23 protein-coding genes are annotated in these 24,772 nt (G+C 35.9%); 18 read left to right on the top strand and 5 right to left on the bottom strand.

Annotation, left to right across the window (positions count from 1 at the left end; all coding sequences use genetic code 11):
• Positions 1-5: 5 nt before the first annotated feature.
• The 7 genes from cas6 to csm6 are packed head-to-tail and all read left to right on the top strand — an operon-like array spanning position 6 to position 7,043.
• The gene (gene cas6 / locus CYJ72_RS01390) at positions 6-797 is read left to right on the top strand and encodes a CRISPR-associated endoribonuclease Cas6 (protein ID WP_101814067.1); all 792 of its coding nucleotides are present in this window, start codon (positions 6-8) and stop codon (positions 795-797) included.
• Positions 769-2,862, top strand: a complete 2,094-nt coding sequence (cas10, locus tag CYJ72_RS01385; RefSeq protein WP_101814066.1) for a type III-A CRISPR-associated protein Cas10/Csm1 — start codon at positions 769-771, stop codon at positions 2,860-2,862. The genes cas6 and cas10 overlap by 29 nt, the downstream gene beginning before the upstream one ends.
• Positions 2,859-3,221, top strand: a complete 363-nt coding sequence (gene csm2, locus CYJ72_RS01380) for a type III-A CRISPR-associated protein Csm2 (protein WP_284630217.1) — start codon at positions 2,859-2,861, stop codon at positions 3,219-3,221. The genes cas10 and csm2 overlap by 4 nt, the downstream gene beginning before the upstream one ends.
• Complete coding sequence (gene csm3 / locus CYJ72_RS01375; RefSeq protein ID WP_101814065.1) at positions 3,221-3,901, top strand: type III-A CRISPR-associated RAMP protein Csm3; 681 nt, start codon at positions 3,221-3,223, stop codon at positions 3,899-3,901. The genes csm2 and csm3 overlap by 1 nt, the downstream gene beginning before the upstream one ends.
• 4 nt (positions 3,902-3,905) lie before the next feature.
• A complete protein-coding gene (gene csm4 / locus CYJ72_RS01370) occupies positions 3,906-4,805 on the top strand; it encodes a type III-A CRISPR-associated RAMP protein Csm4 (protein ID WP_284630216.1) in 900 nt (299 codons plus the stop codon).
• A 4-nt stretch (positions 4,806-4,809) separates the two neighbouring features.
• A complete protein-coding gene (gene csm5 / locus CYJ72_RS01365; protein WP_284630215.1) occupies positions 4,810-5,805 on the top strand; it encodes a type III-A CRISPR-associated RAMP protein Csm5 in 996 nt (331 codons plus the stop codon).
• The gene (gene csm6, locus CYJ72_RS01360; RefSeq protein ID WP_101814062.1) at positions 5,802-7,043 is read left to right on the top strand and encodes a type III-A CRISPR-associated CARF protein Csm6; all 1,242 of its coding nucleotides are present in this window, start codon (positions 5,802-5,804) and stop codon (positions 7,041-7,043) included. The genes csm5 and csm6 overlap by 4 nt, the downstream gene beginning before the upstream one ends.
• Before the next feature lie 315 nt (positions 7,044-7,358).
• Here the strand turns inward: csm6 and istB are convergent, their stop codons facing one another.
• Both istB and CYJ72_RS01350 read right to left on the bottom strand, forming a co-directional pair.
• Entirely contained in the window at positions 7,359-8,105 is a 747-nt protein-coding gene (istB, locus tag CYJ72_RS01355) for an IS21-like element helper ATPase IstB (RefSeq protein ID WP_066125522.1), read from the bottom strand.
• 178 nt (positions 8,106-8,283) lie between these two features.
• Entirely contained in the window at positions 8,284-9,279 is a 996-nt protein-coding gene (locus tag CYJ72_RS01350) for an IS30 family transposase (protein WP_284630868.1), read from the bottom strand.
• 168 nt (positions 9,280-9,447) lie between these two features.
• Between CYJ72_RS01350 and istA (CYJ72_RS01345) the strand changes: the two genes are divergently transcribed.
• Both istA (CYJ72_RS01345) and CYJ72_RS01340 read left to right on the top strand, forming a co-directional pair.
• Positions 9,448-11,001 carry an IS21 family transposase gene (istA, locus tag CYJ72_RS01345; RefSeq protein WP_284630214.1) on the top strand — a complete coding sequence of 518 codons (1,554 nt, stop codon included), beginning with the start codon at positions 9,448-9,450 and terminating at the stop codon, positions 10,999-11,001.
• Positions 10,994-11,734 carry an ATP-binding protein gene (locus CYJ72_RS01340; RefSeq protein ID WP_284628647.1) on the top strand — a complete coding sequence of 247 codons (741 nt, stop codon included), beginning with the start codon at positions 10,994-10,996 and terminating at the stop codon, positions 11,732-11,734. The genes istA (CYJ72_RS01345) and CYJ72_RS01340 overlap by 8 nt, the downstream gene beginning before the upstream one ends.
• Positions 11,735-12,178: 444 nt before the next feature.
• Here the strand turns inward: CYJ72_RS01340 and istA (CYJ72_RS01335) are convergent, their stop codons facing one another.
• Positions 12,179-13,579 carry an IS21 family transposase gene (gene istA / locus CYJ72_RS01335; protein WP_284630213.1) on the bottom strand — a complete coding sequence of 467 codons (1,401 nt, stop codon included), beginning with the start codon at positions 13,577-13,579 and terminating at the stop codon, positions 12,179-12,181.
• Positions 13,580-14,060: 481 nt separating this feature from the next.
• On the opposite strand from istA (CYJ72_RS01335), the gene CYJ72_RS01330 reads away from it, so the two are divergent.
• Entirely contained in the window at positions 14,061-14,984 is a 924-nt protein-coding gene (locus CYJ72_RS01330) for a metallophosphoesterase (RefSeq protein ID WP_284630212.1), read from the top strand.
• A 388-nt stretch (positions 14,985-15,372) separates the two neighbouring features.
• On the opposite strand, the gene CYJ72_RS01325 is transcribed toward CYJ72_RS01330, so the two are convergent.
• A complete protein-coding gene (locus tag CYJ72_RS01325) occupies positions 15,373-16,188 on the bottom strand; it encodes a Cof-type HAD-IIB family hydrolase (RefSeq protein WP_101813588.1) in 816 nt (271 codons plus the stop codon).
• Positions 16,189-16,298: 110 nt separating this feature from the next.
• Between CYJ72_RS01325 and CYJ72_RS01320 the strand changes: the two genes are divergently transcribed.
• Positions 16,299-16,610, top strand: coding sequence for a metal-sulfur cluster assembly factor (locus tag CYJ72_RS01320; RefSeq protein WP_284630211.1), 312 nt, complete (start codon positions 16,299-16,301; stop codon positions 16,608-16,610).
• Positions 16,611-16,621: 11 nt separating this feature from the next.
• Entirely contained in the window at positions 16,622-17,128 is a 507-nt protein-coding gene (locus CYJ72_RS01315) for an acyl-CoA thioesterase (RefSeq protein ID WP_066124712.1), read from the top strand.
• A gap of 133 nt (positions 17,129-17,261) precedes the next feature.
• Here the strand turns inward: CYJ72_RS01315 and CYJ72_RS01310 are convergent, their stop codons facing one another.
• Positions 17,262-17,891 (bottom strand): lysophospholipid acyltransferase family protein, encoded by a 630-nt coding sequence (locus CYJ72_RS01310; protein ID WP_284630210.1) that lies wholly within the window; start codon positions 17,889-17,891, stop codon positions 17,262-17,264.
• Positions 17,892-17,991: 100 nt separating this feature from the next.
• On the opposite strand from CYJ72_RS01310, the gene CYJ72_RS01305 reads away from it, so the two are divergent.
• From CYJ72_RS01305 to nusA, 6 genes are all read left to right on the top strand, one after another.
• Positions 17,992-18,750 carry a glutaminyl-peptide cyclotransferase gene (locus CYJ72_RS01305; protein ID WP_284630209.1) on the top strand — a complete coding sequence of 253 codons (759 nt, stop codon included), beginning with the start codon at positions 17,992-17,994 and terminating at the stop codon, positions 18,748-18,750.
• Positions 18,751-18,994: 244 nt separating this feature from the next.
• Positions 18,995-20,140: a tRNA guanosine(34) transglycosylase Tgt gene (gene tgt, locus CYJ72_RS01300; protein ID WP_101813584.1), complete on the top strand. Its 1,146-nt coding sequence runs from the start codon at positions 18,995-18,997 to the stop codon at positions 20,138-20,140.
• A 53-nt stretch (positions 20,141-20,193) separates the two neighbouring features.
• Positions 20,194-20,538 (top strand): preprotein translocase subunit YajC, encoded by a 345-nt coding sequence (gene yajC / locus CYJ72_RS01295; RefSeq protein ID WP_066124706.1) that lies wholly within the window; start codon positions 20,194-20,196, stop codon positions 20,536-20,538.
• Between the two features lie 631 nt (positions 20,539-21,169).
• Entirely contained in the window at positions 21,170-22,561 is a 1,392-nt protein-coding gene (locus CYJ72_RS01290) for an ISLre2 family transposase (protein WP_284630208.1), read from the top strand.
• 408 nt (positions 22,562-22,969) lie between these two features.
• The gene (gene rimP / locus CYJ72_RS01285) at positions 22,970-23,443 is read left to right on the top strand and encodes a ribosome maturation factor RimP (RefSeq protein WP_066125735.1); all 474 of its coding nucleotides are present in this window, start codon (positions 22,970-22,972) and stop codon (positions 23,441-23,443) included.
• A gap of 24 nt (positions 23,444-23,467) precedes the next feature.
• Positions 23,468-24,769, top strand: coding sequence for a transcription termination factor NusA (gene nusA / locus CYJ72_RS01280; RefSeq protein WP_066125737.1), 1,302 nt, complete (start codon positions 23,468-23,470; stop codon positions 24,767-24,769).
• The last annotated feature ends 3 nt before the right edge of the window (positions 24,770-24,772 follow it).

Below are 24,772 nucleotides of genomic sequence, written 5' to 3'. Positions count from 1 at the left end.
GATTTATGAAAAAGTATACATTACAATTGTTTATTGAGTCCAATGAAAATATTAATGAAGTAAAACTCTCTACCTATTTACATGGTATGCTAATGAATTCCATTGAAGATGAATATGCAGATGAAATGCATCAGCAGAGTCTTAAACCTTATTCGACATACTGTCTTTGGCTAGGTGGAAGTGTATATGAGTGGACAATAAATTTATTAACAGAAAGAGCAATTAAAAATTTTGGTTTATTTTTTAATCAACCAAATTTTGAAAAACTGAATTTAAATGCTTTCAGTGATGCAGCGATAAAAGTTTTAGACGTAAAGATTGAAGAATTTTCTGAAATTGCTTTAGCAAATTTATTCTACAATGAAGATACTAATAATAGTTGGGAGATTGAATTTTTAACTCCGACTGCATTTAAAAGGGACGGAGAATATTTTTATTTCCCAGATCCGAAATTAATTATTCAAAGTGCCATAATTAAATATTCAACGGCATTTGAAGGGGAAACAATTTTTGATCAAACAATGTTAGATGAAATGATGCGTTATATTAGAGTGACAAACTTTAAAATTCGAAGTAAGCCATTTTATGTACATGGAAATTATGTACCTGGATTTGTTGGTAAGTTATCTTTAAAAGTAATTAAAAACAACACATTAGCACGTTACATACACCAATTATTACGATTTGCCGAGTATAGTGGAATTGGCATTAAATCAACCATGGGAATGGGTGCCATAAATTTAAAAACATTTAAAGGAGGTACGTCATTTGAACGAAAAAGAGATACAAGTCGTTAAATTAAGTCTCATGAACTCAATTAAGTTATTATCTGACTTTTTAAAAGTAAAAGACAATCAACTAACAAATTATGTGTTAGATTTATCTAAAGAAATCAAAGAATTATTTAGTGAAAAATTCTTTGAGGAACAACCCATTTTAAACCAACCTTTAGAAGATATATTTAATAAATTTTCGATATCAGAAATAGAAGATGACTATCAAATAAATCGCTACTATGAGCCGATTGCTTTTGGAAATGAAGATAAAATTAATTTTTCAAAAGAGAATATTAGCCTAGATTTATCATCATTACGAAAAAGATTTAATAAACTGATGAATATTTTGACGACAATAGGTCTAGATAAAATCGAAATTAATCAATTGTTATCTATAATGGAGGAACAATTAAGTTATGTTCAAAGTCCAATAGAAGATGCGTCATTGTATGATTATGCTAAATTAATGTCGGCAATCGATTTAACTTGGTATCAATACAATCAAAATGCAAGTGTAGAAAACACATTATTTGATACTAATAAACCTTTTTCATTGATAAGCTTTGATATAAGTGGTATTCAAGATTTTATTTATACAATCGCTACTAGTCGTGCAGCAAAAATGTTAAGAGCAAGATCATTTTATTTAGAGATTTTAAGCGAACACCTAATTGAAGAAATTTTATCAAGATGTCATTTAACAAGGGCTAACCTTATCTATAACGGTGGGGGGCATGCCTATATCATTGGAACTAATTCGCAAGATACTCATGACCAATTAAAAGCAATTCAAGGAGAGATTAATGACTTTTTATTAAAGAACTATGATATACAATTGTATATTGCTTTTGGAATAGTGCCATTTTCTACGAATGTGATACTAGGTAATCAGCAAGAATATTCAAACTTATATAAAGAATTAAGTGAGGTCATTAGTAAAAACAAACTTAATCGTTATGACTTAGAATCAATCCTACGTTTAAATGAAAATGGTAAAAAAGAAGGAAAAACATGTTCAGTATGCCATACAATTTCTGAATTAGATGATGATTTATGTTCAATTTGTCAAAAGTTAATTGAAGTTTCGCCAAAATTAATGACAGCGGATCAGTTTTCAATTACTTCAAATAAAAGCGGATTACCGATTGGGTTTAATCGATACTTGGAGATGGGTAGTAAAAAGGATGCCATCTTTATCTTTAATAAAAATAATAAAGCAGACTTTGGTATTCCAATTTGGATGGGCGATTATAATGTTGGAAAGACATATGAGCAATATACTGAACAAGACATCGGTATTAAAAGATTAGGCGTCTTACGATGTGATGTTGATAATCTTGGTGAAGCCTTTATCAATGGATTTTCAAAAGAAAGTGCCTCCTTTTTACGTTCAGCTACCTTTAGTAGACAAATGAGTTTGTTTTTTAAATACCACATCAATCATATTTTATCGAAACAAAATACTAATGGAACAATCATCTATGCTGGTGGCGATGACGTTTTTGTAGTTGGGCAGTGGGGAGATATGATAGATTTTTCAATCGAACTGAGAAATAATTTTATCCAATTTACTCAAGGAAAACTAACACTTTCTTCAGGCTTTGGTCTTTATCCAGCTAAATTTCCAATTTCAGTGATGGCCAAAGAAACTGGTAATCTGGAGTCATATGCAAAAGACTTACCAGATAAAAATGGTATTAGTTTATTTGATAAGAATTATACATTTAAATGGAATCGTTTCATTGATGGGGTCATTAATGAAAAATATAGATTAATTGAAAATTATTTAGAGAAGATTAATATAGAAATCAATTTAAAAAATTCTTTTATTTATCATTTACTTGAATTAATTAATAATAGCTTTGACGAGGTAAGAGATAGTAAACGTGGAGAAAGAAAAACAATTTCATGGGCTCGTTGGGTATATTATTTAGTTAGAATGGAGCCAGAAGGAAATGAAAATAAAGAAGTTTATCATGAACTAACCCAAAAATTAAACCAATATTTTAAAAATGAGGTTGAAGTGAAAGAATTACAGTGTGCCTTAATTTTATACGTTTACCATAATCGTGGAGGAGAAATATGACTATACTAACTGAAACTAACTATGTAGATAAAGCCGAAAAGATTGTCCAATCATTAAACAAAAAAAATGATAAATTTATTTTAACCACTTCGCAAATAAGAAATATTTTATCTTCAACTAGTCATTTGTTTGATAAAGTAAAGTACTCATCCTTTGAAGATGTTATTGGAGATATAAAGTATCTTCAGGTTCAAGTCATTTATCAAGCATCAAGACAATACAGCGTCAAAGATTTTGTAAATAAAGCAGAATTATTAGACATTTTAAAAGAAGTTAATAGCATCGAAAGTATAATCTTATTTTGTCGCTATATGGAAGCTTTAGTAGCCTATTTTAAATATTATGGAGGAAATGATTAATGAGCAATTTTAAGAAACTGAGAATTACAGGTGAGTTAGTAATAGTAACAGGTTTGCACATTGGTACCAGTGAAGGTTTTGCTGCTATAGGAGCAACTGATTCTCCAGTGATTAAGCATCCTATTAACCGATTACCATTAATACCAGCATCATCCTTAAAAGGTAAAATGCGTTCATTATTAGCTAAATCATATAATGAACAGATTGCCAAAAATCCAACTAAAGATAATATTAAAATCTTACGTCTATTTGGATCATCTCAAGTAGAAAAAGGACAAAAACCCCATAATGCTAGATTATTATTTAGAGATTTACAATTTATTAATCATGAAGAACTTAAAGCTGAAGGGATTAGTAGTCTAACAGAAATCAAATTCGAAAATACAATCAATCGAATCACAGCGATAGCCACACCACGTCAGATTGAACGGGTAATACCAACCAGTAAATTTCAATTTGAAGCAATTTATAATGTAGAAGATGAGGAAGAAATGTTTGAGGATTTTGAGATGATTGCTAATGGAATGAAGCTTTTAGAATATGATTATTTAGGTGGACATGGAAGTCGTGGGTACGGACAAGTAAAATTTGAAAATCTTAAAGTTACATCGGTTTTTGGTGAATTAGCTGAAGACAAACTATCAGAAATAAATCATATTATTTCGAATAATAAGTGGTGAAAATATGGATTTGCAGATTTATGAATTAAAATTTGATACAGTTCATTTTGGTGACGGATTATTAGAGAGTTCTATGGGTTTATTCACGGCAAGTAGAATTTTCTCTGCAATGTTTATCGAAGCAATTAATTTAAACTTATCTGATGAATTATATAGTTTAGCAATATCTGATGATTTTGTATTATCGGATGCATTAATACATAATGAAGAACTTTTTTTACCTAAACCAATTGGCTATCCCAAAAAAGAAAACCAAAAAGCTGAGCTAAATCGAGTTCAAATCAAACAATTAAAAAAAATTGAAATGATTCCAAGTAATACTTTTTATGATTTTATACAAGGTAATATTGATGTAGATTTGATTGAAGAACTTTACCACTTACAGCAGAATTTGTGGAAAAATAGTATTGTGACTAGAAAAGGAGAAGATCCTTATCGAGTAGGGATAGTAAGTTACTATGAAAATGTAAAAGTTGTTTTTATTTCGATTAAGCATCCTCTCATTGAAACATTACTTGAAAGCTTACAATATACTGGTATTGGTGGGAAAAAATCAACCGGATTAGGAAAGTTTGAACTAACTTTCAAAGAAGTACCCAAGTATTTAAAAAATAAAATAACACAAGACAGCGATTTTCCAGTAATGTTATTGACTACTGCAATTCCAATACAGGAGCAATTAGCTAATACTTTAAAAGATGCGAATTATTTATTAATTAAATCATCAGGATTTGCTGATAGTTCTTCAAATTTACAAAATTTACGAAAACAAGATCTTTATAAATTTAAGATAGGATCTACATTTAATCGAACGTTCCAAGGAGATATTTTCGATGTCTCTCCAGATGATTTTCCTCATCCAGTATGGAATTATTCTAAGCCATTATTTTTGAAATTGGGGTGATTTTTTGAATCATGAATATTCTTTTTTCGAATTTACATTATATACGCTAGCACCGGTTCATATAGGGTGTGGAGAAAGCATTTCTAAAAATGAAATGGTTTATGAAAATGGTGTTTATCATTATCTTGATATGGGGAAACTATACTTAGATATAGAATCAATGGGTTCTAAAAAAGTGCAAAAGTTTACAAATTATATGTTAAATACCAATAGAAATAGTTTGTTAAATTTTTTGAAAGATGAAAGAATTAATTATAAAAAATATGTAGTTGAAAAACGAAAAGAATATATATTGTCAACCAAAAATAGTGATAAAAGTAAAGTAAAAAATATTGAAAAAATGGTTTCTGATGCTTATGGAAAACCTTATATTCCGGGGAGTTCTTTAAAAGGTGCTATTAGAACCATTTTAGTGAATGGAGTCTTTAAAACAGATGATAATAGTATCATTAACACTAGGTATGCGGAAAATATTAGTGATGGTCATGATTTATTTAATCAAATTCGCGTTAGTGATAGCTTACCAATTGAAAAAGATAAATTAGTTATTGCCCAAAAAATTGATTATAATAAATTTAAAAGTAAAGAAAATTCAATTAATTTATATAGAGAATCTATCGCACCATTAAGTATTATTACGTTTAATATAACTTGTACAAGCGACTATGCGGCTCAATTAATAAGACAATTACCTGAGTTAGCTAAAAAGCATTATGAACATTATTTTCAACATTTTTTAAGTGAATTTCCCAAAACTTATATTGGAAAAAATCCTGACTTATCAACAATTTATATCGGTGGAGGAACAGGATTTTGGACCAAAACGTATATTAATAAAGCTAATCCAAGCAGACATAAACGAGGTGGTCGTACAAGAATGGTAGAAAAAGGTGTACTTAAATTAACAAAATCTATTAAAGAAAATAGATTAATAAATAATGATGAGCAGTTATTTGAAATGGGCTTATGTGCATTTAAGATTAAGGAGATAAACAAATGAAAATATTGATATCACCGATAGGAGATTCCGATCCGATTAGAAATAACCATGATGGTTCAATGTTGCATATTGCCAGGGTAAAAAGACCAGAAATAATATATTTAATATTTTCTGAAAAGATGCTACCAAAAAAAGAAGCGATTATTAAAGCAATAGCTAGTATCAATGATTATAATCCGAAAATTGAATACTTTGAAGAAGTGATTTCAGACAATGAGATTGCATTATATGATCCAGTCTTTAAAATTATTGATAAGCATCTATCCTTACTTGTTAAAAATATACGAAAAGAAAATCATAACGAAAATATTGAAATATTATTAAATCTGACTTCTGGCACACCTCAGTTAAAAAATGCTTTAAGAACTGTTAATATTATACATCAATTAAATTGTACAAATATGATGGTTTTAACTCCTAAACTTGGTTCCAATGCAGGGTCTGAACATGATAATTATTTGGATATTGATCAATCAATAGCGACAAACCTTGATAATGCAGACGACTTTTTAGATCGCACGCGTATAGATGCGGGTGATGAGCTATATAAAATGCTAGCAGTGAGAAACTTACGTGACATGATTAAGCAATACGACTTTTATGGTGCTTTACAATTAGTGAAGAATCAGCAATTTCTTGATAATCAAAAAGACATTAAAAAGGAACTTGAGCTAATAGTAGATTCAATTCATCGTCATGATTCTAATAAAATTATCAATCATTATTTTCCAAATACAAATGAAGATATTGTTTATAGAAGGGCTTGGTTTGCAAATTCTTTAGCTTCAATCGAGTATAAAACAGGAAATGTCGCTTCAAGTCTAATACGGACAACATCCATTACAGAATATTTATTAAGAGAGTATTTTAATCGTAATTTCTTTGGTTTATTAGATCCTAAAGATTCAAAATCGTTCAATCGTAATTATGATAAAATTATTACAAGAAATTTTGACAAACAAATACAACAAAATAATAATATTTTGGAATTTTATCGATGTTTATTAGTAGCGGTTGAAGCAGATAGTAGATTAATTTATAATTTAAAAAATATACAAGATATTGTTTTGCAAAGAAATGATGTGGCTCATCATTTATCCATCATCAGTGATTTAGACAACAGTAAATTACAGTCTGCTATTCAAGGAAATTGGAAAATATTTAATTTGATGTTTCCAAAAGCAGGTCTTAGTTTATTATTTGACCCGATAAAGGATAAACTATTAGAGTCAATTTAATTACATTATTTAAAGACGTGAGATGCCATATATAAGGTATCTCTTTTTTTACTACTGGTTCATTTAGTTGAAGGAGAAACACAATCAATTATAGAACAATAAGAACCGTTAAAGCATCAGTTTCAATGGGGTTAAAGAAGGATAGATGGAGTAAAAAGTATTGTAACTGATATTGAATATTGCCATCCCAAAGCTCCACTCGTGCCAATGTGAGCTCCGCCCTTTGCCAATTTTTGCTCCACTTGTGCCAAATATAGCTCCACCTCATTTAATAGCACTTAAAGCCCCATAAAAGGGCTTTAAGCTTGGAACACCTTATCGTATTCCCATACGCTCGCGCATGGAAATTTGCCCATCTATGAGGATATGGTAGGCATTGTGAACGATGCGGTCTAGTATGGCATCTGCTAACTGGACACTTTCAATTTTTTGGTGCCAGCCCTCTGGAGCGAATTGTGAACAGAAGATAGTAGAAGTTTTATTTAATCGTCCTTCTATCACTTCTAGTAAATACAGGGAGTCCTCTTGACTAATCGGAGTCAGTAGCCATTCGTCAAGAATTAAGAGTTCATACTTACTGTAACTCTTTATGATTTTACGATAGGGTCCACTTCCATCACGTTTGGCGATCTTTAGCTCATCAATCAACTCTGGTAGCCTAATATATTTGACCCGTTTGAATTGCCTACAAGCCTGGATACCGAACGCATTAGCTATCCAAGTCTTCCCATTGCCAGATGCTCCCATAAGGATGATATTTTGTTTATTTTCTAGATAGGTTCCTGTCGCTAATCGTTGAATTAAATCCCTATCTAAATGACGGTCGGCATGATAATGAATATTTTCAATATAAGCTTCTGGATTGGAAAAAGTAGCTTGATTGATTAGCCGATTCAACTTATTGTTCTGCCTCTTGGCATATTCGTGGTCAATCAATAAAGTTAACCTTTCTTCAAAGCTCATGGCTTGGTAGTCTTGGTTATTCATTTGCTGCTCATAGGCTTCAGCCATCCCGCTAAGTCGCATGGCTTTCATTTTATTTAGTGTTTCTTGTTTAACCATTATTTTTTCCTCCCAAAGTAATCTGCCCCTCGGACAAAACCGTGTTGTTCATCTTGTTTTTGTTGAACTGCCTCTTGATGGGTGGGGCGATTCGTTTCTTCCTTTATGATTTGTTTAAATGTCGATAAAGTCGGTTGCTTAGCGATGTCCAGTAGGATTGGCAAATTTCAAGTTTAAATTAGCCAGCGTTCATCATCTCAAATGGTGATTTGTAGTTGAACATTCTTTTCGGATAATGATTAATCCAGTTTTCGATTTTCTTTACTTCTAATTCTGTTACATCTGTTGTTCCTTTAGGTAAAAACCGCCTTATTAGTCGATTGTGGTTTTTGTTTGTTCCCCGTTCATATGAACAATAAGGATGGGCATAATAAATATGCTCATAAGGAAAGACTTCATGCAGTCTAAAAAATTCAACGCCATTATCCGCAGTAATTGATTTAATCGCATACTCATTGAGTATATCTAACAAAGCATTATTTACGGATGCTGCCAGTTTATTCGGTATCAGTCGAATAATTTGATGGCGTGTCCGACGATCGGTTAATACGAGTAAACATTTATTGGTCTTACGCGTTAGAATCACGGTGTCAATTTCATAATGTCCGTACTCACCCCGTTGATTAATGACTTCCGGACGCATTTCGATAGATTGACCTTTCACTCTAAATTGCGAGTTATTATTCTTACGTTTTTTCTTTGATTTACGCGGATAAAGCAGGTCATTCGATGTTAAGCCTAAATGTCCGTTATGAATCCAATAGTAAATCGTTGAAACGGGGACATTGACAAGATTAGAATGAACGATCATTTCTGGTGAATATTTCATTTCGGTCAGAAAATGAACGAGTGTTTCTTTGGTTTCCTTATCAAGTGACACTTTGCGGCCACACTTGTCACGCTGTTTTAAATACTGAGAATGAGCATACTCAGCAGAATAAATCTTTTTGAAGCGACCTTTTCTCACTTGTTGAAGCACAAGCCCTCTTTTGATTTCATTATGAATCGTTTGAGGGGCTTTATCTAGAAGACGCGCAATTTCACGATTAGACTTACCACTATGGTGCCAACGCTCAATATTATGACGATCGTCCAAGGTTAAATGTTTATTTCGGGTCTTGCTTTCTGCTGAAAATGAATTATAATGATGATACTGATTATTCCACGCTTTCAAGGCAGGCTGTAGCCAATTCAAGGCATCCCCTAGGCACCCCCTGTTTTAACCCCGAATCCGCACATCAAGGCAATCAATCCACGTTTGGAGTCCACCTTGGCCTTTCTTTTAGGTATAGTTATTTTGAAGACATCGTCTTCAAAATATTCTAAAAGGAGGCTGTTTTTAATGGCTAGAAAAATACCGGTCAAGTTGATTATGGAACTCAGAGAGCAAGGGCTCTCGAGAAACATGATTGCTAAGACAAAAAGAGTCGGGCGTGATTCTGTCAGCGAAGTCTTTCGACGTGCGGATGAGTTAGATTTAACTTACGCAGATATCCAAAACATATCTGAACAAGAAGTTTATCAAAAATTCTTTCCCTCCAAGCACCAATCAGAGGCGCTCTATACCTTGCCTGATTACGATTATGTGCAAGAGGAACTTAAGCGTGTAGGTGTCACACTGAAGTTGTTGTGGACTGAGTATGTCGATGAATGTAAGAAGCAGAAAAGCATTGCAGTTGGATACAGTAAGTTTTGTGAAGACTACAATAAGCATATTGACCAATATAAGCTCACTAATCACTTAAAACATAAACCTGGAGTTTCTACTCAAGTGGATTGGGCTGGAGCGACAATGCAACTCTTAGACCCTGAAAGCGGGGCCTTTATTGAAGTGCATCTCTTTGTGGCTGTTCTACCTTATAGTCAATATACTTACGTTGAAGGAACCCTCGATATGACCAGTGATACTTGGATTCGTTGCCATGTTAACCTCTTTAATTTTCTGGGCGGTACAACCATTCGCCTGATTAGTGATAATCTAAAGACGGGGGTTATCTCACATCCTAAAGAAGGCGATATTATTTTGAATGCCCAGTATGAAGGTTTAGCTGATCATTATGTCATGGCGATTATGCCGACGGGCGTAAAGAAACCTAAACAAAAGGCTGCCGTTGAAGGAGGCGTCAATCAAACTGCGATGGCAGTTATTGCTCCTTTGAGAAATGAAATCTTTACTCGTCTTGACGAACTCAATGACGCTATCATGACACGTATCACACTCTTTAATGCAACACCGTTCCAAAAACGAGAAGGAAGTCGCAAACAAATTTTTGAAACCGTTGAACACCCAACCTTGCGCCCCTTGCCGTTGGTACCGTATGAAGTGGCAGAATGGGTCTATGGTCGCAAAGTAAAACTAGACTGTCACATTACTTTCCAAAAGAATAACTATTCCTGCCCTTACCAATATGTTCGCAAACAGGTGGATTTACGCGTGACAGATCGTCTCCTTGAGGTTTATTACAATCAAGAACGTATCGCGACTCATAAGCGCTTCCCAAGCTATTTAGAATATCAATTCTCGACAAGCCCTGAGCATTTGCCCGAACAATTCAATCGTCCTCAAGTGAATGATACCTTGCTGTTGAATCAAGCCAGAGCAATCGGACCCTTCACACACAAGGTGATTCAAAGAGTCTTTGAAACAGTACCATTAAAAGAACGAGGCTACCAACCCAGTCAATCCATTCTCAAATTAAGTCAATCTTTTTCGAATGAAGACCTTGAAACGGCTTGTCACATCGCCTTAGAGCGAATTCATTCCCCTAGATATCGTCATCTCTACGCCATCTTAACCAATCCAGTTCAAGCTCAATCCGAAGAGAACCACAAACCCGAGCCGCCAATGGGCTTTGTTAGAGGAGCAGCCTATTACGGAGGTGAAGATCATGATTAACAGTGAAAGTATCCGTAAGTTGAGACAGCTTGATTTAGAACCGCTAGTGAGTGCGCTAGAAATGCAGGAACTGGAGAATGATTCACTCACCCTGACCTTTGATGAACGACTCCAATTAGCGATTGATTATCTCTATCAAGAGAAATATAACAAGAAAGTCCATGGATTGATCAAACGGGCTAATTTCCGCTTGCCTGAAGCTGATGTCACCTCCATCTACTACGAGAAGCGAGAACTTAAACAACAAGTGATTCAAGAACTGGCTAGAGGAAATTATCTTCATCGGTATAGAAATGTCGTTTTTCAAGGATTCACAGGCTCTGGGAAAACATATTTAGCCTGCGCTCTAGGTAAAGAGGCTTGTAAGTTAGAAGTTCGAACCCGTTATATCCGACTTCCTGACCTTCTGGTCGAACGCGATGAAGCCACGCTTAAACCCAGTGGTATGAAAAAACTGATTACTAAATATTCGAACTATGGCCTGCTTATCTTGGATGAATGGTTGTTAGAAGACTTATCAGACGAGGATTTAAAGTTTATCTTTGAAATCACTGAGAAACGTTATCAATCAGGTTCAACTATCTTCTGCACTCAATTTAGGAAGAGCGACTGGCATCAACGACTAGGTGGTGGGGTTCATGCTGATGCGATTATGGACCGAATTGTTCATAACTCGGTGTGGTTAGATGCTGGACAATTGAATATGCGTGAACATTTTGCCAACCAAGAATAAAACTTCATTCATAGCCATGCTCCATGAGTATGGCTACTCTCTTGCCTTGAAGCGTGGACTCATTGCCTTGAATTGGCTACAGCCGGACTTGATGCTGCGTATAGGTGGGCTTGAGAGCGCGGAATAAACAGATACATCTTAAAACGTCCTTTATTCTGGTTTTGTCACTACAATAATAACGTTTTGAGATGTTTTTTTCTATACTTTTTCTATACCGTAGCACTTGACTGAATCGTCGAATCGAGTGCGGGGTCACTCCCCGACCTTCCGCACTTCGCTTAAATTTTCGGTCGAGTCATTTAGCTTACCCGATTCTCCCATTAAGTAAAGTGCTACTGTTGTATTGAAAGCCATAAAATAGAACCCCCTCCCAACCGCAACTAGCAGCTTTATTTTCAATCATAAAAACGGGGAGGATACACAATTTAAGTGGCTAATTTAATTTTAGAACTTTCGGTCCAGTAGGATTTCACTCGTCTGTTCTATTATAGCTAGCGAATGTTGCTCCTTTAATCGTTGAATGCCTGCGATCATTCTTAGCGCTCGCTTCTCCACCTGTTGAGCTAATATCTTATCAATCAGTGCTTGGGTTGCTGGACCGATTGTTTGTGCCCAATTCCGGCTAGAATCGGGAGTGTGATCCAGATAGAGCCGATGATGGTCAGGCATATGATCCTTGTTCGTGCTATAAATTCCTATGTCACCATGAATTCGTTTATGAGATGCAATTCGCCCCTGATTGAAGTAAACTTCTAGTAAGTCCTGAGTGAGGCGTACCTCGACCTGACTTTGGACGTATTCATAAGGGACGGAGTAGTAGTTCTTGTCTACTTGGATATGATAATTAGTTTGGACTTTAGCTACTCTCCAGTCCGTTAGTTGAAATCGGGGTTGTCTAACCGGGGTGAGATATTCCCATTCTTCTTCTTCGAAGACGCTCTGTCTTGAGCCAAGCTTCTTTTGGAAAGGGGCAGTGGTAATTTCTTCTAACTTCTGAAAAATCAGCTCATTTAATTCATGAAGATAGAAACACTGGACATTCCTCAAGGCGGCAATGATTTGACGACTCGCTAGCCCGACACTTGATTCAACAGATGGTTTGTCTTTCGGTTTTTCTACACGTGCTGGGACAACAACGGTTCCGTAATAATCAGCTAAATCTTGATAAGCAGCATTCAGCTTAGGCTCCGCATAGTTGGGCGTTTGAATCCCCGTTTTCAAATTATCTGGAGACAAGAGTTCTGGGACACCATTGAAGTACTCAAAAGCATGAATGTGAGCAGTCAACCAACTAGGAGAAGTCATATCTAGAAAGCCTTCCACATAGAAATGCTGACTGAATGGCAGACAAGCCACAAAGAGATAAACATCAATATCAGGGCCACCAGCTAAATCTTTTAAAGATAAAGTTGCGCCCGCCCAATCTACTTCTAATGTTTCGCCAGGCTTCCGTTTCAATGGCATCGTGACTTTATACTTGCGAGCATAGTCTCCGTAGAAGCGACAATAAGATCGATAGGAATAGCCCATCAAGCCATCCTCTTTAGCGCGATCCTTATACTCCTTATGTAATAAAGTCAGTGACATGTGCTTCTTCCCCAATTCCTTATGAACATATTCCCAGTCTTCTTGATAATAGCCTTTGGCTACCGGCGTCTTTTCTGGAAAAAGAAAGGTCTCCAACCATTGATTGGTCATCTCATCTTCAAGAGAACTTAAGTCTCGAGCTTCAGCTCTTTCAACCACCTCCCTAATTGTGTGTCTGGAACTACCGACGAGACTTTCAATTGTTCGCTGACTCGTTCCTGAAAACGTCAATTCCAGTATTCTGCGATAATTAATCACAAAAAATACCCCCTTATAATATATTCATGCTGGAATTCAGCATGTAAGCCTATTATAAGGGGTTTATTCATTTAAGTGGGGCTCATATTGGCAATGGGTGGAGTCATTTTTGGCACAAGTGGAGCAAAAATTGGCAAAGGGCGGAGCTCACATTGGCACGAGTGGAGCTTTGGGATGGCAATATTCAGATATAGGTTAAATATTCAGTCGAACATACTAAGTATAAAAAATTGACTGAAAAAATTGGCAAAGGGTGGAGCTCACATTGGCACGGGTGGAGCTATTTGATGGCAATACCCACCTCATTTCCTTGAATTGCCTCTAGCCGGACTCGATGCTGTGTATAGGTGGTTTTGAGATCTCAGAATTAACAGTTTACAATTTCCATACAATTAATATACAGTTAATTAAGAAAATGTTTACAATAATTTGCTAATATTTTAATTATAAAATAAAGGAAAAGGGTGAGGTAATGTATTTGATGATGAATCCAGCGAATCAATTTCGGATTGTGCAAATTACGGATATTCATTTAAATCATTATCCATTCGACGAAAATGATCAAATAATTTTAACAGATATCAAGCAAGCGTTAGAAATGTTAAAACCAGATTTAATTATGTTAACCGGTGATTATGTGAATACTTATCAAAATGAACAAGAAGAATTAATTTTTAGAAACTTCTTTGCTTTTCTGAACCAATTTCATGCACCTAAAGCCATCACATACGGCCATCATGATTCTGAACGATATCTTGACCGAGTGGATATTGAAAAAATATTCAATGAGATTGTTGTAAATAAAGTTAAAAGGGAACATGAAGAATGGATTGAAGGCTTGTCACAATATGCCGTGATGATTAAAGGGGATAAGGGGTTATCCAATGTTCTTTATGTGATGGATTCTGGTAGAACAGCACCTGGATTAGAGCGTACCAACGACTGGATATTGCCTAAGCAAGTAGAATGGTTTAGAAAGGTATCCCAGCGTTATGCTGATATGAAGTACAATTTAGTATTTATGCATTCACCGTTACCAGAATATGATCAAGCGCGAGTTAATATTTTAGCGGGAGAATTAAGAGAACCGAATCAATGTATCTCGTTTAGTCGTATTAATACTGGACTATTTTCAGAGTTCTTTTTTTCAGAACAAATTGACTCGGTTTATTGTGGACATAACCATTTAAATAATGCTGAAATGATGTGGGAAGGAATTCGTTTAGTCTATGGTATGTTTTGTGGACGAGATGAAAAAACAGGGGATTTCCGTGGGGTTCGTTATATCGATATTGACGGTGCAACAGGCGCAGTTATGACTGACTTTAAGTATTTTTATGAGTTCAAAAAGGTGACAACCAATATCAAATGCCATGATTGTCACTTTGTTAGCTTTGGCCCTTAAAGTCTGTATCAGTATCCTATGATGTCATTGGATAACATCGAAACTTTATCAAACTAAGAGACTGGGCATAAATTCAATCAATATAGTATTCTTTATTTATAAACATAAAGATGGAGTGGCATCAAACTGTTTTTTAGAGACTCGTTTGATGCCACTCCATTGTGCGAGGATGGGTAGACGAAGCGAAAATAATCTAATTTTCTACTTCTTGCCCACTCCCTTATTCTTTTATATTTGATGAGTGCTTAATCAGCCTATGATTATTTATGTCTTTGAGTTTAATTATTATAATAAACGCTAAATTAATAGGGCTGTACAACGCTATTCCGCATCTACAGTTTAAATCGCTAATTTATAGGGCTATATGACGCTATTGCGCATCTACACTTTAAATAGCTAAATCAAAATAGCGGATAAGGTAATCAGCTAAACCATCTTCATCATTGGTTAGGCGAGTAATGTCATTAGCTGCGGCTTTAATTTCTTCGGTCGCATTTTTCATGGCTACGCCTAAACCAGCATACTCAAGCATTTCTAAGTCATTATTTTCGTCCCCAAAAGCTAAAATATTATCAACGGGTATACGGTAAAAATCAGCGATAGCTTTGACTCCGACGGCTTTATTAATCGATTTGCGAACAATTTCTAAACATGGTAAGCTACCACCCCAAGTTCGAACGGATACTTGGTCGCCATAATGTTCTTCAATTTTGGCACGAATATCAGCCATTTTTTCTTCAGGTGAGAAGACGGTAATGGCCGTTGGATTATAAGTTAAAGATTCACGGTTTAAACGGTCAACTAAGGCTAAATCAAAAGGATAGAAAGGACTATCAGGTAAATTCATTGAACTAGTAAAGAGGCGATCTTTACCTTCAGCACACAATAAATCAATATTAAGTCGATCTTGATTCGCAAATAAATCAAAAGCAATTTCTTTATCTAAAGTTAAATGATAGCTCGGAATATAATGATCACGGCCTGGGAAATGACAAAGCGCCCCATTGAAGTTTACCATCGGTGCTTCGATGCCAATTTCCCGATAAATATCACTACTATTACGGTAAGGGCGCCCCGTTACAATACAAACGAGGTGGCCAAGGTCACTAACAGCACGGAGTGCTTGAATGGTTTTAGATGTTAATTTTGATTGGTTATTTAAGGTAGTCCCATCCAGGTCTATCGCAATTAAATGTTGTTTCATGCTTTCTCTCCTTTGAATAATTTCTTTTCTATTATAACAGAATTTTAATAACTTGCAAAAATCCATAATTCTAGTAATATATATCTTGTATAATAGAATGAGGTGTTGAGATGACAGAAGAAACACAAGCAGCAGTGATGACCGCTCTTGAAACGGTCATTGACCCAGAATTAGGGATTGATTTGGTAAATTTGGGATTAATATACAATGTTGAAGTCAACAATGAAGGCGTTTGCGCGATTGATATGACATTAACGACGATGGGCTGTCCTTTAGCTGATGTGATTGTAACGGATGTACGCAATGCTGTCTTAAAAGTCGATGGTATTAGCGATGTAATGATTGAATTTGTGTGGTATCCGGCCTGGGGACCTGAACGCATGTCGCGTTATGCTAAAATTGCTTTAGGGATGCCATTTTAAAGGAGTAGGACATGGATAAAAACGAAAAATATTGTCAAGATTCAAGAACAGTGACGACTCATTATATCTTACCAAGTGATACCAATGGTCATGGTACATTATATGGTGGACGTTTAATGGAAATGATTGATAGTGTCGCCTACCTAGCTTTTGCTAAGCATACCCGTTTAGTGGGGGTAACAGCGTCAATGGACCAATTAAATTTTATTGCACCATTACCGGAAGGGGATGCGGTAACGATTGATACTTTTGTTTCAGGAGTTTCTAATCGCTCTGTTGAAGTGTTTTGTAAAGTAACGGGAGAACACCCACAAAAAGGCAAAACTTATTTAGCCGCAACAGCTTTTTTAACCTTTGTAGCAACCCAAAAGCCTGAACATCCTGAAGGTATCGTAGCGGTTATTCCACAAACTGATGAAGAAAAATTGGTGTGCGAAGGGTATGAAAGACGTCGTGCAGCACGTTTAAATGACCGAGAGAAAGATAAAGAATTTAATAATCGTTTAACTTTAAATTAATATTAAAGCCACCTCATTCTTTTCGAAGTTAGTGCGAAAAAAGTGAGATGGCTTTTTTTTTATATAAGCTATATGATTTTGTGCCTTAATAACCGTACACAGTCAGTATAGAACCTAAAGTATATCCTATATGTTACTTTTTAGGTTTAGGTACATAGACATACTCAGGGTCTAGTTGCTTATCTAATAAGGCGAATTGTTCAGCGATTTGAGCATCGACTTTGGCTAACATTTCCTTGTCATATTTTTGGGTTGAATCAAAGGGAATCGGTTGTCCAAAGGCAATTTTAGCTCGTTTACGGGTAATAAATTGCCAAAAACCAATAGGTGGTTGGATGGCTACCGGTACAATGGTGGCTTTACTTAGTTTTTGGATAAAGGCCGTTCCACTTTTAATTTCGGTGGTATGACGGGAACCTGATGGGAAAATTCCTAAATTTAAATTTTCTTTTGTTAAGACATTGACAGCATGTTTAATGGTTGTAGTGGATGGTTTCTCACGATTAACTGGAAAAACATTACCCTTAGCTAATAAATTCGCTAACCATTTTTGCTTAAATAAAGAATCTTTGGCCATAAAGGCAACCTCTTTAGGATAGACCACATCTGCTAATAAGAAGGGGTCTGTCATTGAACGATGCGTACTAGCGATAATAAGCGGTTGATCCTCAGGAAGATTTTCTAAGCCACTTACTTGCGGTTTTCCATTAAATAAGTGGAAAATAAATTTAATCATATGAACAGCAAATTGATAAAAGGTCATTTGATAACCTACTTTCTTTCTATATTACACTAACTTTAATTCTACCAATTTTTTCAGAAATAAGCTACAATTAAATATGAACTCACGAGGAGTGATGAATGTGAAAGACCGATATAAAAGCTTATTTTTATTATGGATACTTGGTATGCCGGTTAAAGTGCAAGCAGCTGATTCAGTATTAGTAATTGACCAATATCCCATCAATGAACCCGTCTTTACCCAAGGTTTGGAAGTGATAGAGAATCGCTTAGTATTAGGAACAGGATTATATGGCGGATCGGAAATTGGTTGGATTGACTTAGAAACTGGCGATTTTCAAGTACAAGATCAATTAGATGATGATTATTTTGGGGAAGGGTTAACCGCTACTACGGACTATTTATGGCAATTTACGTGGCGAGAAGAAAAAGCTTTTAAACGCTCATTAGATGATCTAACTTTATTAGAGGAAATTACTTTTGATGGGGATGGATGGGGAATGGCTTATGATGACAAAGCTGATGTGATTTGGACTTCTGATGGTAGTGCCCAATTGACCAAACGAGACCCTGAAACCTTAGTGGCACTCGACACCTTAACCGTCACTGAAAACAATCAGATGATTGAACGCATTAATGAGTTGGAGTATGCTAATGAGGCTATTTATGCGAATGTGTGGCAGACCAATGAAATAGTGAAAATAAATCTAGAAGATGGTCAAGTAGAACAAGTATGGGACTTAACGGATTTAGTGGAGGAACTTCATTTTACTAATGCTAATCCTGATCGTGTATTAAATGGCATTGCTCATCTTGAAGGGGATCGGTTTTATGTGACAGGTAAATTATTTCCTATCATATGGGAAGTGGAATTGACTTAGTCTATTTTTGCATCTCATAATAAATGTTTTGATTATTCCGTAACATTGAAGATGATTTTGTAGAAAGCACGCCCCTAATTACCACTTATGAATAAATGTTTGAGTATTGTGGAAAAAATGTAAATCAAACCAAATATGGAGAGTGCACAGGTTGCCGAATCCAAATAAACTAAAAAATTAATTGTCGAAACGACTATTCATTGATACAATAGAAAAGCAAATCAAAAAGAAAGAGGCGAACTAATTGAGTGAACCAGTAATTCGTTATGAATTAATTAAAGAAGAAAAACATACCGGCGCGAGACTAGGTAAATTACATACGCCACATGGTACCTTTGATACTCCAATGTATATGCCCGTTGGGACTTTAGCAACCGTCAAAGGATTATCACCTGAAGAATTAAAAGAGATGGGAGCCCAAGTCGTATTGAGTAATACCTATCATCTATGGTTACGACCGGGCGATGACTTAGTAGCGGAAGCAGGCGGCTTACATAAATTTATGAACTGGGATCAAGGAATTTTAACTGACTCCGGTGGATTCCAAGTATTTTCATTGAGTGATATCCGTCGTATTGAAGAAGAAGGCGTTCATTTTAGAAATCATTTAAATGGCTCAAAATTGTTTTTAACGCCTGAAAAAGCGATTCATATTGAAAATAATTTAGGTGCTGATATGATCATGAGTTTTGATGAATGTCCACCATTTTATGAAACACATGATTATGTGGAAAAATCAATTAACCGCACGACTCGCTGGGCAGAGCGTGGCTTAAAAGCTCATCAACGACCACATGACCAAGCGTTATTTGGTATTTTACAAGGAGCAGGTTATAAAGATTTAAGATTGCAACATGCCCGTGATATGATTAGCTTAGATTTCCCTGGATATTCAATTGGTGGCTTATCCGTGGGTGAGTCTAAAGAAGAAATGAATGAAGTGTTAGAATATTTAACACCCGTTATACCTAAAGACAAACCACGTTATTTAATGGGGGTTGGATCACCAGATGCGTTAATTGATGGTGCTATCCGCGGTGTTGATATGTTTGACTGTGTATTAGCCACTCGTATTGCTCGTAATGGAACAACGATGACAAGTACTGGACGTTTAGTAGTGAAAAATGCTAAATATGCCAGAGATTTTCGTCCATTGGATGAGCATTGTAATTGTTATACTTGTCGTAATTACTCTCGTGCTTACTTACGCCATCTATTCAAAGCCGATGAAATGTTTGGTTTAAGACTAGCTTCTATCCATAATGTTCATTTCTTATTGAATTTAATGAAACAAGTTCGTGAAAATATTATGAACGATTCTTTATTAGAGTTTAAAGAAGACTTCTTTGAGCGATATGGTTATAATAAAGAAAACGCTCGTGCATTCTAATGATTATTTTGTTATAATTATTAGGTGATTTAAATTATGAGAGGATGACTTGAATGGAACTTATAGCAACGTTTTTACCTTTTGCTTTGATGATGGGGGTAATGTGGTTTTTAATGATTCGCCCACAAAAGAAGCAAGCACAAGAACGTAAAACAATGTTAGAAAACATGCAACCGGGACACCATGTGGTAACAATTGGTGGCTTACACGGTATTTTAGAAGAAATTAATCGCGCTACTCAAACGGTCGTGATTGATTGTGAAGGTGTTTATTTAACATTTAATTTATCCGCTATCGCAACGGTTAAAGAAGCAACGCCAACTCAACCGACCACTACTGTTGAGGAAGAAGTTGAAGAAGAAATCGTTCATGATGCAGAGGTTGCACCTGAAGCGTAATAACTTGAATGGTATTTTCCCGCTAGTCACTCAAAACTAGTGGGATTTTTATTTCTTACATTTTTATGATGATGCGTATAGTTAAATTCATCAGCCAAGACATTAGTTTTTTCGTAACAAATTTATGATGATGGTTCATAACATTAAATTTATCAGATTCGATTCTAACGTCGTAACAATAAATTAATCAGATTCGATTCTAACGTCGTAACAATAATTTTAAACATAGAGCATTAATACCGTCGTGATACTAACGTTTAGGTTTATCCTTTTACCGTCGTGATACTAACGTTTAGGTTCATCCTTTTATCGTCGTGATACTAACGCTTAGCTTCATCCATTTATTGTTTTGATGCTAACGTTTAGCTTCATCCTTTTACCGATGTAATAGTATCGTTTAGATTCAACACCTTACAATTGTGTTATTAACGCTTAGGTTTATCACGATTAACAGCGTCAATTTTTCAGTGAAGCTGTCCCTAATAGAATCATCATTTTATCATTCATCACCCCTTCGCCACCGTGCAAAACTACTTAGTGTAAAATAACTGTTGGTCAGCTAAAAGCAAAAAAGATAATCCTCTGCTATACTGTAAGTAGCTAAAACACACAGAAAGGTAGAGGATTATCCATGAGTATTATAACACAAATTATGCAAAAAATTAATGAAATGATGGCAGATTTATATAATCAAGCGATTCAAGGTGAAGTAGATTTTTCAACATGCATCCAAACCATTAGCGATACGATGCGTCAACTCTCAGTCGATTTAGGAGAAGATCTCTGTACAACAATTGAGGAATCACTCTTTGAAAGTCCTGCAAGAAAAGCAAGATATAGCGTTCATCGTTGCGATGGTGAAAAAACAATCTCCACACTGATTGGTGACATTAAACTCTCAAGGCGTTATTACAAAGATAAACAAACGGGTGAGTTCTGCTATTTATTGGATGACTTCTTATCGCTCACGCCTCACCAGCGCGTGGATCTCGAGCTAGAAGCAGCCATTTACGAGAAAGCTAGTAAGCATTCTTATCAAGAGACCATTGATAGCTTCGAACATATCGGGATTTATAGTCGCCAGACAGTCAAGAATATTGTGCATAAGTATAGTCCGGATTCTGTTGCGTTACCGGTGGAAGCAAGGCGTCAGGTAGACTGCTTATATATTGAAGCTGATGAAGACCATGTAGCTTATCAAGATGGGAAGAATCGGGAAATGCGCTTGGCGTATGTTCACGAAGGATACAAAGAAAATTTAGAATCAAGTGACCGAAAAGAATTAAATATTAGTCGCATCTTCACAGGATTATACGAAGATAGCGAGGAATTGTGGGAAGATGTTTATTACTACCTCGACCAACAATACGATTTAGCAGCCTGTCCGACCCTTTATTTAAGTGGAGACGGGGCTCACTGGATTAAGAAAGGGTTGGACTATCTACCGACTCAAACACGCTTTGTTCTTGACCCTTATCATACGGTTAAATACCTTCGTCAGGCATGTGTTGGTATCAGTAATGATCATTTATACTGCACTTTACATCGTTGGCTTTATACAGGTGAAAAAGGCTATTTACAGGACTACTTCGAAGTGCGACTCAGCGATCCGTCGCTACCCGACTCTTCGAAACAAACGCTTCAAAAGGTCCGTCGCTATCTGATAGGCAATTGGGATTCTATTCAAATACAAAGGGACCCTCAATATATCGGTTGTAGTGCCGAAGGTCACGTCAGCCATTGGTTAAGTGCTCGTTTAAGTTCGCGACCGCTAGGATGGAGTACAACAGGAGCAGAAAACATCGCTAAAGCCCGTGCTTATGACTTAAATGGTGGCGATTTAAAAACTTGGGTAACAAATCAAATTAAAACAAAAGAAAGAAAAAGAAGAGTAGAGAAATTAGATGGCCGTGTGGGGCGGAAATACGTTCGTCAGTATGATTGGAGTGGTAAAGTAGCCATCTTACACTATTCCAATAACACACGCAGTCGCCAGGCTTTTGGGACAATCGCTGGTTATTGAAATCTAGTAGATTGAAGCCAGTCTTCATAATGATAGCTAAAGGCGATGAAGTGAATGCTTGATAGCGAGCAACGGCATGGTACTGGCGTCTAGCGAGACTGGATTGGCTATCGGGTGGAAATGCCTCCCTAAAGACTTCCAGAACCTCCCATGCCGCTAGAGGCTGGCTATCAAGGATATCGATTAAAATATGGAATCCATGAAACTGGGTTCAGAGAATTAGTAAAAAGTATGGTAGAGGAAAACCAACAATAATTTGACACTATCCAAAACTATCTTTTTCTTGTAGTCTGATGATGTCTGTGTTACAATAATGTTATAGAGTAAGTAGTTAGTGACTGAAGGAGTGAGCGGCAACGCTCGCTCCTTTGTTACGAAAAAGGCAAAATTTTGAATAAGAGGTGAAGTATGAGTGCAATTATTGATAAAGTCACACCTTTAGTCCAACCCATTATTGAGGATTTAGGTTGCGAACTGGTAGATATCGAATACGTAAAAGAAGGTAGAAATTGGTACTTACGAATTTTTGCTGATAAAGAAGGTCGCATCGACATTGAAGACTGTGCTTTAATTAGTGAAAAAGTAGGGGAAGTATTGGATGGGATTAAACCTGATCCATTTCCAGAAGCTTACTTTTTAGAAGTATCCTCACCAGGCGCTGAAAAGCCTCTAAAAACAGAAGAGGCCATTCAAGCTGCAATTGGTGAATATGTTCATTTCGACTACTATGTGCCACAACACGGTGAAAAGCAACATGAAGGTTTCTTAGTTGCAGTTGAAGATGACCATTATGAATTAGAAGTACGCATTAAGACAGCAACAAAAATACTTAATATTGATAAAAAAGCGGTCGCTAAGGCTCGATTAGCGATTCAATTTTAGTTGATTGAGGAGAAAAGGAAGATAATGAGTAAAGATTTAGTAAAAGCAATTCAAGTGCTAGAAGAAGAAAAAGGAATCTCACGTGCAGTGATTAAAGATGCCTTAGAAACAGCGTTAGAATTAGCTTACAAAAAAAATTATGACCAAGCGCAAAACGTTGAGGTTGAATTTAATGAAGAAAAAGGCTCGATTAAAGTATTTGCCGTTAAAGAGGTAGTAGAAGTTAACTACGATAGTACATTAGAAATTAGCCTGGAAGAAGCTCAAAAAATTAATCCAGTTTATGAAATTGGTGATAAAATACGTTTTGAAGTAACACCAAAAGATTTTGGTCGGATTGCAACACAAACAGCTAAACATGTTATTATGCAACGTATTCGTGAAGCAGAACGTGAAATTATATTTAATGAATATAGCCAATACTTAGATGAAGTATTAACGGGTACTGTTGAACGTCAAGATTATCGCTATGTTTATGTTAATTTAGGACGTGCCGAAGCAGTAATGCCGATTAATGAGCAAATCCCCGGTGAACAATTTACCATGGATGAGCGCATTATGGTATATGTGGCAAAAGTTGATAAAACAACTAAAGGCCCACAAGTAGTGGTAAGTCGTGCTCACGAAGGTTTCTTAAAACGTCTATTTGAAAAAGAAGTTCCTGAAATTTATTCTGGTATCGTTGAAATCATGAGCATTGCCCGTGAAGCTGGCGACCGTTCAAAAGTAGCGGTTCGCTCAAGAGATACTAATGTTGACCCGGTTGGTACTTGCGTGGGTCAAAAAGGACAACGTGTGCAAACAATCGTTAATGAGTTAAATGGTGAAAATATGGATATTGTACAATGGGATGAAGACCCAGCTGTATTCATTAAAAATGCGATGAATCCTGCAACGGTTGAAGAAGTTATCTTTGATGGCGACACTCCTTCTTGTATAGTGGTTGTACCAGATCACCAATTATCATTAGCTATTGGGAAAAAAGGTCAAAATGCGCGTTTAGCAGCACGTTTAACAAAACATAAAATTGATATTAAATCGGTAACTGCTTATAAAGAATACTTAGCGGAACAAGAAGCGTTAAAATCTGAATTAGCAGAAGACGAGGAAGCAACAGTTGAAGCAGTTGATTCAGTTACAACTGATGAAACAAACGAATTAGATACGACTGTAGAGGAAACAATTGGTGAAGTTGAAATGGCAATGGAAACCGCAAATGCAGATGCAGATGCAGAAGACTTAATCATTGAAACGATCACTGGTGACGTTGAAACCGTCGAAGAATTAGTTGAAGAGCTTGAAGCCGAAGAAGATATGGAAGGCTAATTT

Source organism: Globicatella sanguinis, from assembly GCF_002847845.2.
Lineage (GTDB): Bacteria > Bacillota > Bacilli > Lactobacillales > Aerococcaceae > Globicatella > Globicatella sanguinis.
This window is presented reverse-complemented; position numbering and strand designations above follow the sequence as displayed.

Excerpts from the sequence above, each read along its gene's own strand:
- CYJ72_RS01320 (WP_284630211.1), top strand. The coding sequence starts at position 16,299 with ATGACAGAAGAAACACAAGCAGCAGTGATGACCGCTCTTGAAACGGTC.
- csm4 (WP_284630216.1), top strand. The coding sequence starts at position 3,906 with ATGGATTTGCAGATTTATGAATTAAAATTTGATACAGTTCATTTTGGT.
- yajC (WP_066124706.1), top strand. The coding sequence starts at position 20,194 with ATGGAACTTATAGCAACGTTTTTACCTTTTGCTTTGATGATGGGGGTA.
- csm2 (WP_284630217.1), top strand. The coding sequence starts at position 2,859 with ATGACTATACTAACTGAAACTAACTATGTAGATAAAGCCGAAAAGATT.
- CYJ72_RS01325 (WP_101813588.1), bottom strand. The coding sequence starts at position 16,188 with ATGAAACAACATTTAATTGCGATAGACCTGGATGGGACTACCTTAAAT.
- CYJ72_RS01340 (WP_284628647.1), top strand. The coding sequence starts at position 10,994 with ATGATTAACAGTGAAAGTATCCGTAAGTTGAGACAGCTTGATTTAGAA.
- CYJ72_RS01315 (WP_066124712.1), top strand. The coding sequence starts at position 16,622 with ATGGATAAAAACGAAAAATATTGTCAAGATTCAAGAACAGTGACGACT.
- csm6 (WP_101814062.1), top strand. The coding sequence starts at position 5,802 with ATGAAAATATTGATATCACCGATAGGAGATTCCGATCCGATTAGAAAT.
- rimP (WP_066125735.1), top strand. The coding sequence starts at position 22,970 with ATGAGTGCAATTATTGATAAAGTCACACCTTTAGTCCAACCCATTATT.
- CYJ72_RS01330 (WP_284630212.1), top strand. The coding sequence starts at position 14,061 with ATGATGAATCCAGCGAATCAATTTCGGATTGTGCAAATTACGGATATT.
- CYJ72_RS01290 (WP_284630208.1), top strand. The coding sequence starts at position 21,170 with ATGAGTATTATAACACAAATTATGCAAAAAATTAATGAAATGATGGCA.
- istA (WP_284630214.1), top strand. The coding sequence starts at position 9,448 with ATGGCTAGAAAAATACCGGTCAAGTTGATTATGGAACTCAGAGAGCAA.
- cas6 (WP_101814067.1), top strand. The coding sequence starts at position 6 with ATGAAAAAGTATACATTACAATTGTTTATTGAGTCCAATGAAAATATT.
- istB (WP_066125522.1), bottom strand. The coding sequence starts at position 8,105 with ATGGTTAAACAAGAAACACTAAATAAAATGAAAGCCATGCGACTTAGC.
- CYJ72_RS01310 (WP_284630210.1), bottom strand. The coding sequence starts at position 17,891 with ATGACCTTTTATCAATTTGCTGTTCATATGATTAAATTTATTTTCCAC.
- csm3 (WP_101814065.1), top strand. The coding sequence starts at position 3,221 with ATGAGCAATTTTAAGAAACTGAGAATTACAGGTGAGTTAGTAATAGTA.
- nusA (WP_066125737.1), top strand. The coding sequence starts at position 23,468 with ATGAGTAAAGATTTAGTAAAAGCAATTCAAGTGCTAGAAGAAGAAAAA.